16 protein-coding genes are annotated in these 13,957 nt (G+C 70.4%); 9 read left to right on the top strand and 7 right to left on the bottom strand.

Annotation, left to right across the window (positions count from 1 at the left end):
* The first annotated feature begins 46 nt into the window (after window positions 1-46).
* Complete coding sequence (gene prfA / locus ACLJQM_RS17495) at window positions 47-1,117, top strand: peptide chain release factor 1 (RefSeq protein ID WP_247019112.1); 1,071 nt, start codon at window positions 47-49, stop codon at window positions 1,115-1,117.
* A gap of 37 nt (window positions 1,118-1,154) precedes the next feature.
* Here the strand turns inward: prfA and ACLJQM_RS17490 are convergent, their stop codons facing one another.
* From ACLJQM_RS17490 to ACLJQM_RS17470, 5 genes are read right to left on the bottom strand one after another with little or no spacing between them, the layout of a single operon-like run.
* Window positions 1,155-1,502: a VOC family protein gene (locus tag ACLJQM_RS17490; protein ID WP_410632187.1), complete on the bottom strand. Its 348-nt coding sequence runs from the start codon at window positions 1,500-1,502 to the stop codon at window positions 1,155-1,157.
* On the bottom strand, window positions 1,423-2,880 hold the full coding sequence (locus ACLJQM_RS17485) for a hypothetical protein (RefSeq protein ID WP_410632030.1): 1,458 nt from the start codon (window positions 2,878-2,880) through the stop codon (window positions 1,423-1,425). Before ACLJQM_RS17485 ends, ACLJQM_RS17490 begins: the two co-directional genes overlap by 80 nt.
* Before the next feature lie 18 nt (window positions 2,881-2,898).
* Complete coding sequence (locus tag ACLJQM_RS17480; protein WP_360765424.1) at window positions 2,899-3,330, bottom strand: GtrA family protein; 432 nt, start codon at window positions 3,328-3,330, stop codon at window positions 2,899-2,901.
* Window positions 3,327-4,328: a glycosyltransferase family 2 protein gene (locus tag ACLJQM_RS17475; RefSeq protein ID WP_247019120.1), complete on the bottom strand. Its 1,002-nt coding sequence runs from the start codon at window positions 4,326-4,328 to the stop codon at window positions 3,327-3,329. Before ACLJQM_RS17475 ends, ACLJQM_RS17480 begins: the two co-directional genes overlap by 4 nt.
* A gap of 32 nt (window positions 4,329-4,360) precedes the next feature.
* Window positions 4,361-5,164, bottom strand: coding sequence for a TIGR03619 family F420-dependent LLM class oxidoreductase (locus ACLJQM_RS17470; RefSeq protein ID WP_247019122.1), 804 nt, complete (start codon window positions 5,162-5,164; stop codon window positions 4,361-4,363).
* A gap of 204 nt (window positions 5,165-5,368) precedes the next feature.
* Between ACLJQM_RS17470 and prmC the strand changes: the two genes are divergently transcribed.
* Window positions 5,369-6,235: a peptide chain release factor N(5)-glutamine methyltransferase gene (gene prmC, locus ACLJQM_RS17465; protein WP_247019124.1), complete on the top strand. Its 867-nt coding sequence runs from the start codon at window positions 5,369-5,371 to the stop codon at window positions 6,233-6,235.
* Between the two features lie 21 nt (window positions 6,236-6,256).
* Entirely contained in the window at window positions 6,257-6,580 is a 324-nt protein-coding gene (locus ACLJQM_RS17460) for a hypothetical protein (RefSeq protein ID WP_410632029.1), read from the top strand.
* 142 nt (window positions 6,581-6,722) lie between these two features.
* Here the strand turns inward: ACLJQM_RS17460 and ACLJQM_RS17455 are convergent, their stop codons facing one another.
* Window positions 6,723-8,696: a M6 family metalloprotease domain-containing protein gene (locus ACLJQM_RS17455; protein ID WP_247019128.1), complete on the bottom strand. Its 1,974-nt coding sequence runs from the start codon at window positions 8,694-8,696 to the stop codon at window positions 6,723-6,725.
* 132 nt (window positions 8,697-8,828) lie between these two features.
* Window positions 8,829-9,131, bottom strand: coding sequence for a hypothetical protein (locus ACLJQM_RS17450; protein WP_410632028.1), 303 nt, complete (start codon window positions 9,129-9,131; stop codon window positions 8,829-8,831).
* 237 nt (window positions 9,132-9,368) lie between these two features.
* Here ACLJQM_RS17450 and ACLJQM_RS17445 point away from each other — a divergent pair, with 237 nt between their 5' ends.
* The 6 genes from ACLJQM_RS17445 to ACLJQM_RS17420 all read left to right on the top strand — a co-directional run bounded on the left by ACLJQM_RS17445 (window position 9,369) and on the right by ACLJQM_RS17420 (window position 13,954).
* Complete coding sequence (locus ACLJQM_RS17445; RefSeq protein WP_247019130.1) at window positions 9,369-10,019, top strand: L-threonylcarbamoyladenylate synthase; 651 nt, start codon at window positions 9,369-9,371, stop codon at window positions 10,017-10,019.
* A gap of 74 nt (window positions 10,020-10,093) precedes the next feature.
* Window positions 10,094-11,251 carry a glycosyltransferase family 4 protein gene (locus tag ACLJQM_RS17440; RefSeq protein ID WP_360765433.1) on the top strand — a complete coding sequence of 386 codons (1,158 nt, stop codon included), beginning with the start codon at window positions 10,094-10,096 and terminating at the stop codon, window positions 11,249-11,251.
* 48 nt (window positions 11,252-11,299) lie between these two features.
* Entirely contained in the window at window positions 11,300-11,743 is a 444-nt protein-coding gene (locus ACLJQM_RS17435) for a hypothetical protein (RefSeq protein WP_247019132.1), read from the top strand.
* Between the two features lie 522 nt (window positions 11,744-12,265).
* Window positions 12,266-13,051 carry a F0F1 ATP synthase subunit A gene (atpB, locus tag ACLJQM_RS17430; RefSeq protein ID WP_360765436.1) on the top strand — a complete coding sequence of 262 codons (786 nt, stop codon included), beginning with the start codon at window positions 12,266-12,268 and terminating at the stop codon, window positions 13,049-13,051.
* A 55-nt stretch (window positions 13,052-13,106) separates the two neighbouring features.
* Window positions 13,107-13,364, top strand: coding sequence for an ATP F0F1 synthase subunit C (locus ACLJQM_RS17425; protein WP_160696687.1), 258 nt, complete (start codon window positions 13,107-13,109; stop codon window positions 13,362-13,364).
* Between the two features lie 29 nt (window positions 13,365-13,393).
* A complete protein-coding gene (locus tag ACLJQM_RS17420; protein ID WP_360765440.1) occupies window positions 13,394-13,954 on the top strand; it encodes a F0F1 ATP synthase subunit B in 561 nt (186 codons plus the stop codon).
* Window positions 13,955-13,957 lie beyond the last annotated feature (3 nt).

Raw genomic sequence — 13,957 nt, 5'->3', positions numbered from 1 at the left:
GGTGGGCGCCGTGTTTTTGTCCGAACCGGGCCGAGAGGTGGCAGAGGTGGATTCGAGCTCGCTCAAGGGGCTGCTCGCCGAACACGCTGAGCTGGAGACCCAGCTGGCGGACCCGGCGGTGCACGCCGACCAGGCGCGCGCCCGCAAGCTCGGCCGCCGCTACGCCGAGCTGACGCCCGTCGTCCGCGCGGTCCACGAGCTGGACACCACCCGTGACGACCTCGCGGCCGCCCGGGAGATGGCCTCGGAGGACGCGGAGTTCGCCGCGGAGGCCGAGGAGCTGGCCGGGAAGATCCCCGAGCTGGAGTCGAAGCTCACCGAGCTGCTGCTCCCGCGCGACCCGTACGACGGCTCCGACGTCGTGATGGAGATCAAGTCCGGCGAAGGCGGCGAGGAGTCGGCCCTGTTCGCCGGCGACCTCCTGCGCATGTACCTGCGCTACGCCGAGCGCCACGGCTGGAAGGCGGAGGTCCTCGACTCGGTCGACTCCGACCTGGGCGGCTTCAAGGACGTCACGCTGTCGATCAAGACGAAGGCGGCCGCCGTCGACGGCGTCTGGTCCCGCCTCAAGTTCGAGGGCGGCGTCCACCGCGTCCAGCGCGTGCCGGCGACCGAGTCCCAGGGCCGCATCCACACGTCCGCGTCCGGGGTGCTCATCTACCCGGAACCGGAGGAGGTCGAGGTCGAGATCGACCCGAACGACCTGCGCATCGACGTCTTCCGCTCCTCGGGCCCCGGCGGCCAGAGCGTCAACACGACCGACTCGGCGGTGCGGATCACCCACCTGCCGACCGGCATCGTCGTGTCCTGCCAGAACGAGAAGTCCCAGATCCAGAACCGCGCCCGGGCGCTGCAGGTGCTCCAGGCGCGGCTGCAGGCGATCGCGGAGGAAGAGGCCGCCGCGAAGGCGTCCGACGCCCGCAAGTCCCAGGTCCGCACGGTCGACCGCTCGGAGCGGATCCGGACGTACAACTTCCCGGAAAACCGCATTTCGGACCACCGGGTGAACTACAAGGCGTACAACCTGGACCAGGTCCTGGACGGCGACCTGGACGGGGTCCTGGACGCGCTGGCGACCGCGGACCGCGAAGAGCGCCTGGCCGTTTCGGCGGGCTGAGGTCCGGCTGGCGACCTCGGTTCGGGCTCCTGGCGGCTCAGGCGGGCGGGGCTTTCCGCACCAGCCAGCACAGGCAGAACGGGTGCCCGGCCGGGTCGGCGTACACCTGGAAGTCGTCGCCTGCCGTGGCCCCGCTCGCCGGTTTCAGCACCCGGGCGCCGAGGGCCGTGACGTGCTCGTGCGCTTCGGCGAAGTCCTCGACCGCGAGCTGCACGCCGGTCCGCGGGGCGCCGTCCACCAGCACCATGTGCCAGTCGCCGTCCTCGTCGACCTCGCCGCCGAGCACGCCTGCCCAGCGGCGCGCATCATCGGACGGCGGGCTCCTCCGGCTCGCGGAACGCCTCGAACACCTCGGTGGCCGGCTCCGGCTCCTCCGCCGGCTCAGGCTCCGGGCCCGCCGGGCGGGGGAAGAAGCTCAGCACCCCGAACACGAACGCCAGCACCGTCGGGAACAGCGTCAGCAGCTGGTGCTTCACGCCCTCGACGCCCTCGCCGAGCGCCGACAGGCCGAATTGGCCCACCGCGAACAGCAGCAGGAAGAACACCACGATCCCGTACTCGCGGCGGGACCGGCGGAACGCCCGGACGCCGGCCCAGCCGATCAGCAGCCAGAACGGGACCAGCACGAACAGCCCCAGCGGCGCCGCCAGCGCGGACAGGCCGGAGAACACCGGGACGCGGAACTCCTGCGCCATCGGCGGCTGCCCGGACGTGTCGGCGAAGCTGCCCAGCCGCTCCGGGCGCGCGGTGAGCGTGTCGACCGCGCCCTGCTGGAGGATCTGCAGCGTGCGCTGCGGGTGCGAGGCGTAGTAGCTCACCACGTTGCGGCGGCTGATCTTGTCGCGGAAGCCGTTGTAGTCCGCGTCCTTCCACGGGCTCGCTTCCCACCAGCCGGTGCCGATGAACTTCTTCGCGCTCGGCGGCAGGCCCAGCGCGGCCAGGTCGGCGTCCGTGTCGTGCTTGCCGTCCACGATGCTGTCGAACACCACGTGGTACATGTTCGCTTCGCGGTACTCGGCGTTGGCCGGGTCGCCGTGGGACTGCACCGCCGCCGTCCCCGCGCCCACGACCACCAGCACGCCCAGCGGCAGCAGCCAGCGCGCCCACCCCCGCTTGCCCAGCGGCTTGACCAGCACCAGCGCCAGCACGAACAGCGGGATCAGCAGCAGCGTCTGCGACTTCGCGTTGATGCCGATCAGTGCGCCGAACACGGTCAGCGCCGCGCCCCAGTACCGCCAGGCGCCGGTGCGGTGCATCAGCAGCAGGCCGCCGGCCATCAGGAGCATCCCCAGGAACCCGGCACCCTCGCTGAGCACCGAGGCGAAGTAGCCGAAGAACGCCGAGTCGGCCATCACGAGCAGCAGCAGGAGCGTCGCGATGACGCGGTTGCGGGTGCTCAGGTCGAGCGCCAGGACGGTCGCCGCGATGCCCACCGCGACCAGCACGGCCGTGATCGCGCCGAGCACCAGCAGGTTGAGCTCCGCGGACGAGCCGAGCACCTTCCCCAGCTTGCTCGCGAACCAGTCGAGCCACGCCTGGCTCGAGATGTAGTCGCTCTTGCAGCCCTGGCCCGGCCCGTAGCTGAAGTGCACGTAGAACTCGGGCTTGATCTCGGTGTGCCGGCCGCCGAGGTCGCACAGCAGGCGCCAGCCGTCGCCGTTGTCGGCCATCCCGACCGGTCGCGGCACGAGGAACCGGATCAGCAGGACGCCCAGGGAAAGGACGAAGACGCCCAGGCCGAAGCGCAGTTCACGGGATCGCACCCGGACCAGCGTACGAGATCACGCAGAGTCGGCGGGCGCTGCACCGGGAACGGGCGAAACCGGCCGGTGCCGGAACACCACGTAGTGGTAGAGGAGGTAGTTCCAGAACAGGCCGACGACGATCGCCGCGCCCTTCGGCACCAGCACGTTGACGCCCGGGAACAGCCTGCCGACCAGCCAGATGACGCCGAACTGGACCACCCAGAGCCCGAACGCGGTGACGCCGAAGAACAGCAGCGCCTGGCGGCGGACGTCACCGTCCTTCGCCCGGAAGGTGAAGTTCCGGTTGAGCGTGAACGACAGCAGCATGCCGGCCGTCGTCGAGAGGAAGTTCGCGACGAACACCGGCACACCGAGGGTGACCAGCAGCGCGTAGCCCAGGACGTCGACCAGCGTGTTGCCGATCCCGACGATGCCGAAGCGCAGCTGCGTGGACGTGACGATCCTCATCGGGCGGCGCTCCGGCTCTTTTCGTCCGCTTCCGCGGGCTCGGGGAGCCCGGTGCGCACCGACGCGACCGTGTACAGCGGCCGGTTCTGGACCTGCGAATACGTGCGGCCGATGTAGCTGCCGAGCACGCCGAGCATGATGATCTGGATGCCGCCGAGGAAGAACATCGCGATGGTGATGAACGCCCAGCCGGGCACCGCGGTCTCCGGCGCGAACAGCTTCACGCCGACGACGTAGAGCACGCCGAGGAAGCTCAGCAGCGAGATCAGGTACCCCATCCGCGTGATCATCCGCAGCGGCGTCGTGGAGAACCCGAGGATGCCGTCGGCGGCGAAGCGCAGCATCTTCGTCAGCGGGTAGCCGGTGACGCCGGCGTGGCGCTTGTCGCGGTCGAACAGCACCGCGGTCTGCCGGAACCCGACGTAGCTGACGAGGCCGCGCAGGAACCGGTCGCGTTCGCGGTACTTGCGCAGCTCGTCGACCACCTTGCGGTCGATCAGCCGGAAGTCCCCGGTGTTCTTCGGGATGTCGACCGCGGCCATCTTGCCGAGGAACCAGTAGAACGCGCTCGCGGTGTACCGCTTGAACGGCGGGTCCCGCCGCGACCGGCGCTGCGCGTAGACGACGTGGTAGCCCTCTTCCCACTTCTCCAGCAGCTCGAGCGCCACCCGCGGCGGGTCCTGCAGGTCGCTGTCCATGATCACCACGGCGTCCGCGTCGACCAGGTCGAGCCCGGCGGTCACGGCCATCTGGTGCCCGAAGTTGCGGGAGAGCTCGACGACGGTGACGCGGGCGTCGCGGGCGGACAGCTCGGCCAGCCGCTCCAGCGAGCCGTCGCGGCTGCCGTCGTCGACGTAGAGGAAGCTGAAGTCGTACCGCCCGGCCAGCGGCGCGGTGACCTCGTCGACCGTGCTGTGCAGCAGGTCGATGTTCGCTTCCTCGTTGTAGATCGGGAAGATGAACGCGACCCGGCGGCGCGTGGTCGGCTCGGTCGGCACTGGCGCTCCCGTGGGTCGGCGTCTCGGGCATCCTAGGGTCCGGCGACGGCCTCGGTGAACGTGGTCATCCGCTGCTCGAAGGTCTCCGCCGGGCCGAAGTGGACGGCCACCGCGTCCGCCCCCGCCAGGATATACGCGCGGAACCGCGCGGTCGCGGAGTCGAGATCGGTCCCGTCCCAATCCATTCTGGCGGTGACCCGTGGTGCGCGGCCGTTTGTCATGGCCGTGAGCTTTGCGGCGCGCTCGCCGACCTCGGCTGGCGAGAGCCCGGCGCTGAACCAGCCCGCCCCGACCCGCACGGCCCGGCGCAGCGCGGCCGCGGAGTTGCCGCCGACGGTGAGGGGCACCGGCCGCGCCGGCCGCGGCTCGAAGTACCCGCCGCCGGGGCCGCGGCCGGTGCGGAACAGCTCGGCGAGCAGGTCCAGCGACGCGTCGGTCTGCTTCCCTCGGCTGCCGAAGTCCACGCCGACCTCGGTGAACTCCGGTTCGTTCCAGCCGGCGCCGACCCCGAGGTCGAACCGGTGCCCGGACAGCCTCGCCAGCGTCGCGGCCTGCTTGGCCAGCGCGAACGGCTCCCGCAGCGGCAGGATCAGCACCGCCGTCCCGAGCCGGATCCGGCTGGTCACGGCGGCGAGGTGGGCGAGGGTGACGAGCGGCTCGTGGACCCCGCCGAACACCTCGCCGAAGGGGCCGGGCGGGATCAGGTGGTCGGGCAGCCAGGCGGCGCGGTACCCGAGCTCCTCGGCGCGGCGGGCGAGCTCGGCGATCCGGGCGGGCTCGACGTCCGGCTGCTCGTTCGGCAGGACGACTTCGAGGTCCGGGAAGTGTTCGGTCATGACCGCGACGTTAGGCATTCACGCCGGTGTGGAGGTCGGCCGTTCAGGGGGTGGGAGCCGCGGATCGGCGAGCTCGCGGAACGCACCGGCGTCTCCGACGAAGGCCGAGGGCGCCTCGATACGCTGGACGGCGTAGGACCGGCGCGTGTCCTCACGGGGGAGTTCCGCCTGGTGTGCCAGGCTTGACGAGGTGAAGGACGACGAGTGAATCGGCAGCCGCTGCGCCTGGCCATCATCGAGGCCACCCGGATCCTCGAGCGCGCGGGCGTCGCCTCGCCGCGGTTCGACGCCGAGGTGATCGCCGCGCACGTGCTCGGGGTCGAACGCGGGCGCCTGCCGATGGTGCCGCTGGTCGACCCGCCGGTCATCGAGGCCATCGGCCAGCTCGTCCAGCAGCGCGCGAAGCGGATCCCGCTGCAGTACCTGACCGGCTGGGCCGCGCTCGGCGAGATCACCGTCGCGGTCGGCGCCGGCGTGTTCGTGCCGCGGCCGGAGACCGAGCTGCTGCTCGAATGGGGCGTCAAGTTCCTGCAGGGCCGCGAATTCCCGGTGGTGGTCGACCTGTGCACCGGGTCCGCGGCGCTGGCCTTGGCGGTCGCGCACGCGCGGCCGGACGCGGTGGTCTACGCGGTGGACGTCGACCCGCAGGCGCTGGCCTGGGCCCGGCACAACGCGGACGTCCACGCCGACGCGGGCAACACCCCGATCCGGCTGTACTCCGGCGACATCAGCGACCCGACGATGTTCGCCGAGCTCGACGGCCTGGTCGACCTGGTGCTGTGCAACCCGCCGTACGTCCCGGAGGGCACCCCGGTGCCCCCGGAGGTGGCCGAGCACGACCCGCCGCGCGCGGTGTTCGCCGAGGAGAGCGGCCTGGCGGTGATCCGCCACGCGATCGCGGCGGGCGCCCGCCTGCTCCGGCCGGGCGGCGGCCTGGCCATCGAGCACGACGACACGCACGGCTCGGCGGTGCCGGCGCTGGTGCGCGCGCGGCGGGTGCTGACGGGCGTCGAAGGCCACGCGGACCTGACCGGACGCGCCCGGTTCGTGACCGCGCGCCGCCTGGGCTGAGCCGTGTCGGGGGACTTCGTCGTGAACCCGCCGGGGAAGGTCCCGCTCGACCTCGCGTGGATGCCGAGCGGCGCGCACGTGCAGTGGGTGCTCGAAGTGGTCGCCGACCGGGTCGAGGATCCGGGGCTGGCCGCGCGGCTGCGGGAATTCGTGGCGGGGGACTACGCGTTCATCGCGCTCGACATGTTCTCCGCGGCGCAGGCGGCCGAGATCATGCGGGTGATCCGCGAGTCGCTGATGACCGCCGCCGAAGCGCGCTTCCCGGGCAACGAGCTGGTGCTGGAGCGCACCGCCGGGCTGGTCGCGATGGTGGAACGGGCGGAAGCCGCGCCGGACGTGAGCTGAGCCGCTCGCGGGGGCGCCCCCGTTTTCCACGCTACCGGCAGGCACCGACAGTTCCGGGCCGAAGCCGGTCCGCGGATGCCGCGAATGGCTCATTCGGGACCGCAGTGGTCCCGAATGAGCCATTCGCGGCGGTCGGGCGGGGTCAGAAGCCGAAGGCCGTGCAGCTGGCCGTCGCCGTCTTCGACGGGTCGCTCACCGAGGTCGCCGTCAGCTTCACCCGGGCCGCGAGGTCGCCGCCCTGGCCGCGCTTCGCGTACGCCGGCACCTTCACGTGGCCGCCGAACTTCGCCGTCGTCAGCTCGTTCGGGAGGCGGACCGCCCAGCCGCGGGCGTCCGTCGACACGCTCAGCCGGTAGGTGTCGGTGTCGTACGGTGCCTGCGCGCCGCGGGCCGCACCCGTGTTGAGCAGGCCGAAGTCGCAGGTCGCGAGGCCGCCGCGGGCGAACGCCGGCGGGGCCGGGGTCACCGCCGCACCGCGCGCCTGGCTGCCCGAGCCGTCCAGGGAAGCCACCGTCACCGTGTACGACAGGATGCCGCGGCGGTCACGGGCCAGGTCGGTGATCAGGAACCGCAGCCGGTTCGCCTGGTCGGTGTACTCGTACGGGCTCGACGCCTCGGTGCCCGCCTTGAACAGGGCGTCGTTGAGCTGCCGGTAGTCGCCGATGGTGATCTTCACCGGCGTGCCGTCCGGCTTCGTGTAGTCGGTGATGCCGATGTCCTGCGGGTTCGCGTCGATCACCCAGTCGAAGGGCGCGTTGTCCTTGTTCTTCGTCTTGGTGATCATGACGCCGGAGTCCGGCGCGAAGGAGTCCGCGCCCATCCGGTCCACGACCTCGACGGTGTAGTTGTCGTAGCCGCCGCCGTCGCAGAACGGGTCCTTCGCCCGGTCGCACTTCGGCGCCTTGTCCCCGCCGGTGAGCTTGATGTTCAGCCCGGTGAACGCGCCCGGCTGCGCCTCGGTCTCGCGCGCGGTGAGGCGCGCGGACACCGGACCGGTCTTCGCGAGGTCGTTCCGGTCCAGCTGCAGGACGTCCGCCGGGTCGACGATGCCGAGCTTCAGCTTGTTGCGCAGCTGGTGCTGGGCGCCCATCGAGCTGCCCTGCGTCGCCGGGATCTGCCAGCGCGTGTGCGGGCCGCCGGGCCCGTTGAACGTGCCGCGCGAGAGCATGTCCCACGGTCCGCTGTAGCTGCGGGACGGCGGCACGCCGAACGGGTTGTTGTAGTTGTCGCCGATGCCCAGGATGTGGCTGAACTCGTGCGCGTAGGTCGACTGGCCGGAGCTCTCGGCCTGCACCGAGCTGCCGTCCTGGGCGTTGGGCCAGATGCTGGCGGCCGACGCCCACGACGTCCACGGCACGTACCGCGTCGCCGCGTAGTTGGGCAGGTCGTGGTTCGGCGGGCCGAACGCGTCGGGCACGTTCTCCTTGGTGCCGAACTTCATCTCGCCGAACTCCTGCCAGGTCGAGCTCTCGTCCTGGCCGGCGGAGAGGTAGAAGACGAAGTCGAACTGGTTCGCGGTGTCGCCGACGTCGGCGCGCCAGGCGTCCCCGGCGTCCTTGCGGATGTCCCGCGCGCAGTTCGCGCCGGGCGGGCAGGCGCTCGGCTGGAACTCCATGCCGTACTCGTAGGACTTCCCGGGCATCCGGTACGGCCCGAACGCGGTCAGCTGCACGCCGAACCGGCCGCCGGAGTCCTCCATCCAGTACTCGTTGATCGTGTGGCCGTTGTTGAGGGCTTCGGGCTTGTTGAGGAAGTCCTGGTAGTACTTCGCGACGTTGGCCCGCGGGATGTTCGCGGCGGCCGGCGCGGGGTTGCCGAACACGGTCGAGTTCGCCGGCTTGGTGACGACGAAGTCCTGGTCCGGGTAGTCGGCGAGGACGACGGCGCCCTTGAAGGTGCGCTGGGTCGGCTTCAGGGCCGGGTCGGCCCAGTTCGTGCCGGGGACCTTCTTGTAGTCGGACCAGGTCATGTGGTCCTGGTTCTCCCACTGCGCGGCGTCGATGGGGGCGGGCCAGCCACGGGTGAGCGGCTCGGCCGCGGCGGTGCCCGCGCCGAGACCGGTCAGCACGGCGGCCGCGGCGAGCAGGGCGAGCGCCTTCGGGGTTCTGGAACGCATCTGCGGCTCCTTCACTGGGAACCCACGGGTTTTGCCGGTTCCCGGTGATCGACCGTATTGAGCCCCGCTGCCGGAGTTCTGCCTCGCGGCGAGGTCTACCCGCTTGCCCCACGACGAAAGTCTGGCCGGTTGTCAGGAGTGGGCGGTGATCCCGGGTCCGGCCGTCATGAACGACTCTTTCACCGCGTCTGGTGAGGTGAACGACTCGTTCATGACGTCGCGGGCCGCTGGGCCGGCCACGCCGATCCGACTTCGTCGGGCCCAGGCCTTCGGCGGCGTGAACGACTCTTTCACCGCGTCTGGTGGGGTGAACGACTCGTTCATGACGTCGCGGGCCGGTGGGCTGGCCACGCCGATCCGACTTCGTCGGGCCCAGGCCTTCGGCGGCGTGAACGACTCTTTCACCGCGTCCGGTGGGGTGAACGACTCGTTCATGACGTCGCGAGCCGCTGGGCCGGCCACGCCGATCCGACTTCGCCGGGCCCAAGCCCCCAGCGGCGTGAACGACCCCTTACGCCGTGGCAGGTGATGTGGACAAGTCCGGTCGTGCGCGCCGCGGGCGCCGGGAACTGTCGGTGCCCGCCGGTAGCGTTGAAGACGGGGGCGCCCCCGGCGGCGCGGGGTGTGACGCGGCGAACGTCCCCGGCGGCGGCCGGACTACGCTTGGGCGCCATGAGCGTGGTCTACGACTGCAGCAAGCGCGACACCCGGGCCGACGGGCTGGCCGCTGCGGCGGGTGCGGTGCGGTCGAGCAGGCTGGTGGTCCTGCCGACCGACACGGTGTACGGCATCGGTGCCGACGCGTTCGACGCCGGCGCCGTCCAGGCGCTGCTGCGCGCGAAGAACCGCGGCCCGGACATGCCGGTGGGCGTGCTCGTCGGGTCCTGGTCCACTGTGGACGGCCTGGTGCTCGGCGTCCCGCCGCAGGCGCGCGCGCTCATCGAAGCCTTCTGGCCCGGCGATCTGTCCATCGTGCTCCCGCACGCGCCGAGCCTGCAGTGGAACCTCGGCGACGCCCGCGGCACCGTGATGCTCCGGATGCCGCTGCACCCGGTGGCGCTGGAGCTGCTGCGCGACGTCGGCCCGATGGCCGTGTCGAGCGCGAACGTCTCCGGGCGGCCGCCGGCGAGCACCGCGCAGGAGGCGCAGGAGCAGCTCGGCGACTCGGTCGCGGTGTACCTCGACGGCGGGTCGAGCGGCGAGCCCGTCGCGTCGACCATTGTGGACCTCACGGGCGCCGAACCGGTGGTGCTGCGCGAGGGTTCGGTGAGCAAGACGGCCGTCGCGGAGGTGCTCGGTGTACCCGCGGAATCGTTGGCCTGAAGCCGGATCACGGCGGAAACCGCGACACGATAGCGTGTCGCGGGTGACCCCGACCCCGCGAGCGTGACGCACCCGTGCCGCCCACATCCGGTCTCCTCCCCATCCGGGAATACATCCTCGTCGCGCTGACCGCGACGGCGGTGACCTACCTGCTCACCGGCCTCGTCCGCCGGCTCGCCATCCGCGTCGGCGCGATCGCGAACCCGCGGGCGCGCGACGTCCACGTCGCCCCGATCCCGCGGATGGGCGGGATCGGCATCTTCCTCGGCGTCGCCGGCGCGATGGGCCTGGCCCACCAGCTGCCCGCGCTGTCGCACGGCTTCGACGCGTCGTTCGACTCGGTCGGCGTGTTGCTCGCGGCGGGCGTGATCTCGCTGATCGGCGCGCTCGACGACCGGTTCGAGCTCGACGCCTGGACGAAGCTGGCCGGCCAGGTGATGTGCGCCGGGATCCTGGTCATCTTCGGCGTCCAGTGGGTGTCGTTCTGGGTGCCGTGGGGCGGCACCGGCGGTTCGTTCGGCTCGGTGCTGGTGCTCGACAAGAACCAGGGCGCGCTGCTCACGGTCGTGATGGTCGTGGTGATGGTCAACGCGATGAACTTCGTGGACGGCCTCGACGGCTTGGCCGGCGGCCTCGGCTTCATCGCGGCGGCGGCGACGTGCGCGTTCTCGCTGGGCCTGCTGGACAGCTCGGGCGGCGACGTCGGCACGTACCCGCCCGCGCTGATCGCGGCGACGCTCGCGGGAGCGTGTCTGGGGTTCCTGCCGTACAACTTCCAGCCCGCGAAGATCTTCATGGGCGACTCGGGCTCGATGATGATCGGCCTGATGCTCGCGGGCGCGACGACGTCGGCGTCCGGTCGCGTCCCGTACCCGCAGTTCAGCGGCAAGGACGCGATCGCGCTGCTGTCCCCGCTGGTGGTCGTGGCGGCGGTGCTGTTCGTCCCGCTGCTGGACCTGATCATGGCGGTCATCCGCCGCACCCGCCGCGGCGAAAGCCCGTTCGCGGCGGACAAGATGCACCTGCACCACCGCCTGCTGGAGATCGGCCATTCCCAACGCCGCGCGGTGCTGCTCATCTACTTGTGGGCGGGGATCCTCGCCTTCGGCGCGGTGTCGGTGACGCTGTTCGACGACGCCGCGGCGCTGTGGATCATCGGGGTCGGGCTGGTGTTCGCGGTGGTGGTCTCGATCGTCCCGAGACTGCGCTCGCGCAACCAGCCGGGCACCTGACCGGCGGGGTTCTCTACACTCGGACACGAACCGAGCAGGGAGTCAGCTGTGAGCGAGACCGAAACGCAGGACCAGGAGAACCCGCACGCCAAGGTGGTGCTGCAGGCGGCCCGGGCGATGACCAAGGCTTCGCTGCTGGTGACCCCGCCCGCCGTGGTGGTCTGCATCGCGCTCTTCAGCGTCCTCTTCGGGCTGCACGGCTTCCTCGGGTCGCTCGTCGGCGGGGTGCTCGCCTTGATCGCGTCGCTGTCGACCCTCGGGCTGATGCGCTTCAGCGCCGGCCAGGACCCGATGTTCGTCATGGTCATCGCGCTCGGTGGGTACGTGGTGAAGATCGTGCTGCTGTTCGGCGCCCTCACCGCGCTGAAGGGCGTCACCGCGCTGCACCCGCTTTCGCTCGGCATCACCATGATCGTCGCCATCCTGCTGGCCGCCGCGGCCGAGTTCGCCGCGTTCCGCAAGACCAAGATCCCGACGATCATCCCCTCCTGACGCCGTCTGTTTTGCCGGACTGTTCCGTTACGCTGGGTGAACCCCGCTGCGGCCGCACGAGTGTGACCGGGGACACGTCACCCGCTCGCCCGAGGGCGACCCGGGACCCCTCAACTGGGCCGTTCCGGAGCGGGTCCCGGTCCGGTCCGGACCTCGGTCCCTAGCGGACCCGGGACCTAAGTCCTGGGCTGATCGGTGGGTATGGAGTACGCGTGTACGGCACTGATTGACCTGCTGGTATGGTCCGCGTCAAGGGTGGCGGCCTCGTCCGCGCACTCCCTAAGACGAACCGCGATCAGCAGTGTGGCGACCGTGTAGTTCCGCCTCGTCCGCCACTGGTCCGAAGTAGACCGCAGGGCAGTGTTCACGCGAGAAACTCCGTGTGCAGAACGTGAAGGCGTGTTCTGCGGACAGTGGGGTAGCCGCCTCCGACGTCCCGATACGTATCGGGTACGTTAAGTCCAGATCGTGACGATTCCCCCGGCGGAGTGAACGCCGGCCGGGAGAACCGGAAGGAGCCCAGTGGGCGCGCTGGTTTTGGCCGAGGGTGCGGTATTCGCGCCGCCCGGCGCCGAAAGCTTCGAGTTGCCGCCGTTGTTCGGCTCGGTCACCAAGCCGATGCTGCTCGTCGTGCTTTCGGTGGTCATCATCGCGACGTACTTCCTGCTGGCGACCCGCAAGCTCAAGGTCGTTCCGAGCAAGGGGCAGTTCGTCGCCGAGTCGATCTACGACTTCAGCCGCAACAACATCGCGCGCGAGCAGATCGGTTCGAAGGACTTCAAGTCGTTCGTCCCCCTCGTTTTCGCACTGTTCACCTTCGTGCTGGTGAACAACCTCTACGGGATCATCCCCGTCCTGCAGTTCCCGACCATGGCGCGATTCGGCTTCCCGGTCGCCCTGTCGGTCCTCGTCGTCTACCCGGTCTACCACTACGCCGGGTTCAAGCGGCACGGTTTCGCGGGCTACTTCAAGAAGGAACTGGCCCCGCCGGGTGTGCCGAAGGCGGTGCTGCCGCTCTTCTCGCTGATCGAGTTCGCGGAGAAGTTCTTCCTCAACCCGCTCACGCTCGCCATCCGTGTTTTCGCCGCCATGTTCGCGGGTCACCTGATCCTGGCGGTGTTCACCCTCGGCGGCACCTTCCTGCTGACCGAGACGTCGAGCTGGGCGCTGAAGCCGGTCTCGCTGGTGGCGTGGATCTTCGCCATCGGGATGACGTTCCTCGAGGCCTTCATCCAGGTGCTGCAGGCCTACATCTTCGCCCTGCTGTCGGCTGGGTACATCGGCGCTGCGCTGGCGTCGGAGCACTGAGAACACAAGCCCCCGATCCACGCGAGCGCGTGGACCGAAGTGAAGGGAAATGCACGTGAGCAACATCGTTCTGGCCCAGGCCGCCGCGGAGCAGGTCAACCTCAACGCCGGCCTCGCGGCCATCGGTTACGGCCTGGGCGCGATCGGCCCGGGCATCGGCGTGGGCCTGATCTTCGCGGCCGTCATCAACGGCACCGCGCGTCAGCCGGAGGCGCAGGGCAAGCTGCAGGGCATCGGCTTCTCGACCTTCGTGCTTACCGAGGTGCTCGCCCTGATCGGCATCGTCATCTACTTCATCGCCTCCGCCGCCTGAGTTTCGGCTCATCGCTTTAAGGAGACGCCGTGCTGAACAGTGCCTTGGTCCTCGCCGCAGAGGGCGAAACGCACAACCCGATCATCCCCGAGATCTCGGAGCTGATCCTCGGCATCGTCGCCTTCCTCATCCTGCTGTTCATCCTCAAGAAGTACGTCGTCCCTCGCTTCGAGGCCGCGTACGAAGAGCGTGCGCAGAAGATCGAGGGTGGCATCGAGAAGGCCGAGAAGGCCCAGGCCGAGGCCGAAGAGGCGCTGGCCAAGTACAAGGCGCAGCTGGCCGAGGCCCGCACCGAGGCCGCGAAGATCCGTGACGACGCCCGGCTCGAAGCCGAGCAGATCAAGGCGGAGCTGCGGGCCGACGCGGAAGCCGAGTCCCAGCGCATCGTCGCCCAGGGCCAGGCGCAGCTGCAGGCCCAGAAGGCGCAGATCATCGCCGAGCTGCGGGCCGACATGGGCCGCAACGCCGTGGAGCTGGCCAGCCGCATCGTCGGCGAGTCGCTCGAAGACGAGGCGCGCCGTCGTGGCACCGTCGACCGGTTCCTCGCGGAACTGGAGACCGCCGGTGCCGCTGGTGGAGCGGGGAAGTAGACC

The organism is Amycolatopsis sp. cmx-4-83 (genome assembly GCF_046548815.1).
Taxonomy (GTDB): Bacteria; Actinomycetota; Actinomycetes; order Mycobacteriales; family Pseudonocardiaceae; genus Amycolatopsis; species Amycolatopsis pretoriensis_A.
This window is presented reverse-complemented; position numbering and strand designations above follow the sequence as displayed.

Coding starts and splice junctions, on each gene's coding strand:
- ACLJQM_RS17445 (WP_247019130.1), top strand. CDS start 9,369: ATGAGCGTGGTCTACGACTGCAGCAAGCGCGACACCCGGGCCGACGGG.
- ACLJQM_RS17480 (WP_360765424.1), bottom strand. CDS start 3,330: ATGAGGATCGTCACGTCCACGCAGCTGCGCTTCGGCATCGTCGGGATC.
- ACLJQM_RS17455 (WP_247019128.1), bottom strand. CDS start 8,696: ATGCGTTCCAGAACCCCGAAGGCGCTCGCCCTGCTCGCCGCGGCCGCC.
- ACLJQM_RS17450 (WP_410632028.1), bottom strand. CDS start 9,131: ATGAACGAGTCGTTCACCCCACCGGACGCGGTGAAAGAGTCGTTCACG.
- ACLJQM_RS17470 (WP_247019122.1), bottom strand. CDS start 5,164: ATGACCGAACACTTCCCGGACCTCGAAGTCGTCCTGCCGAACGAGCAG.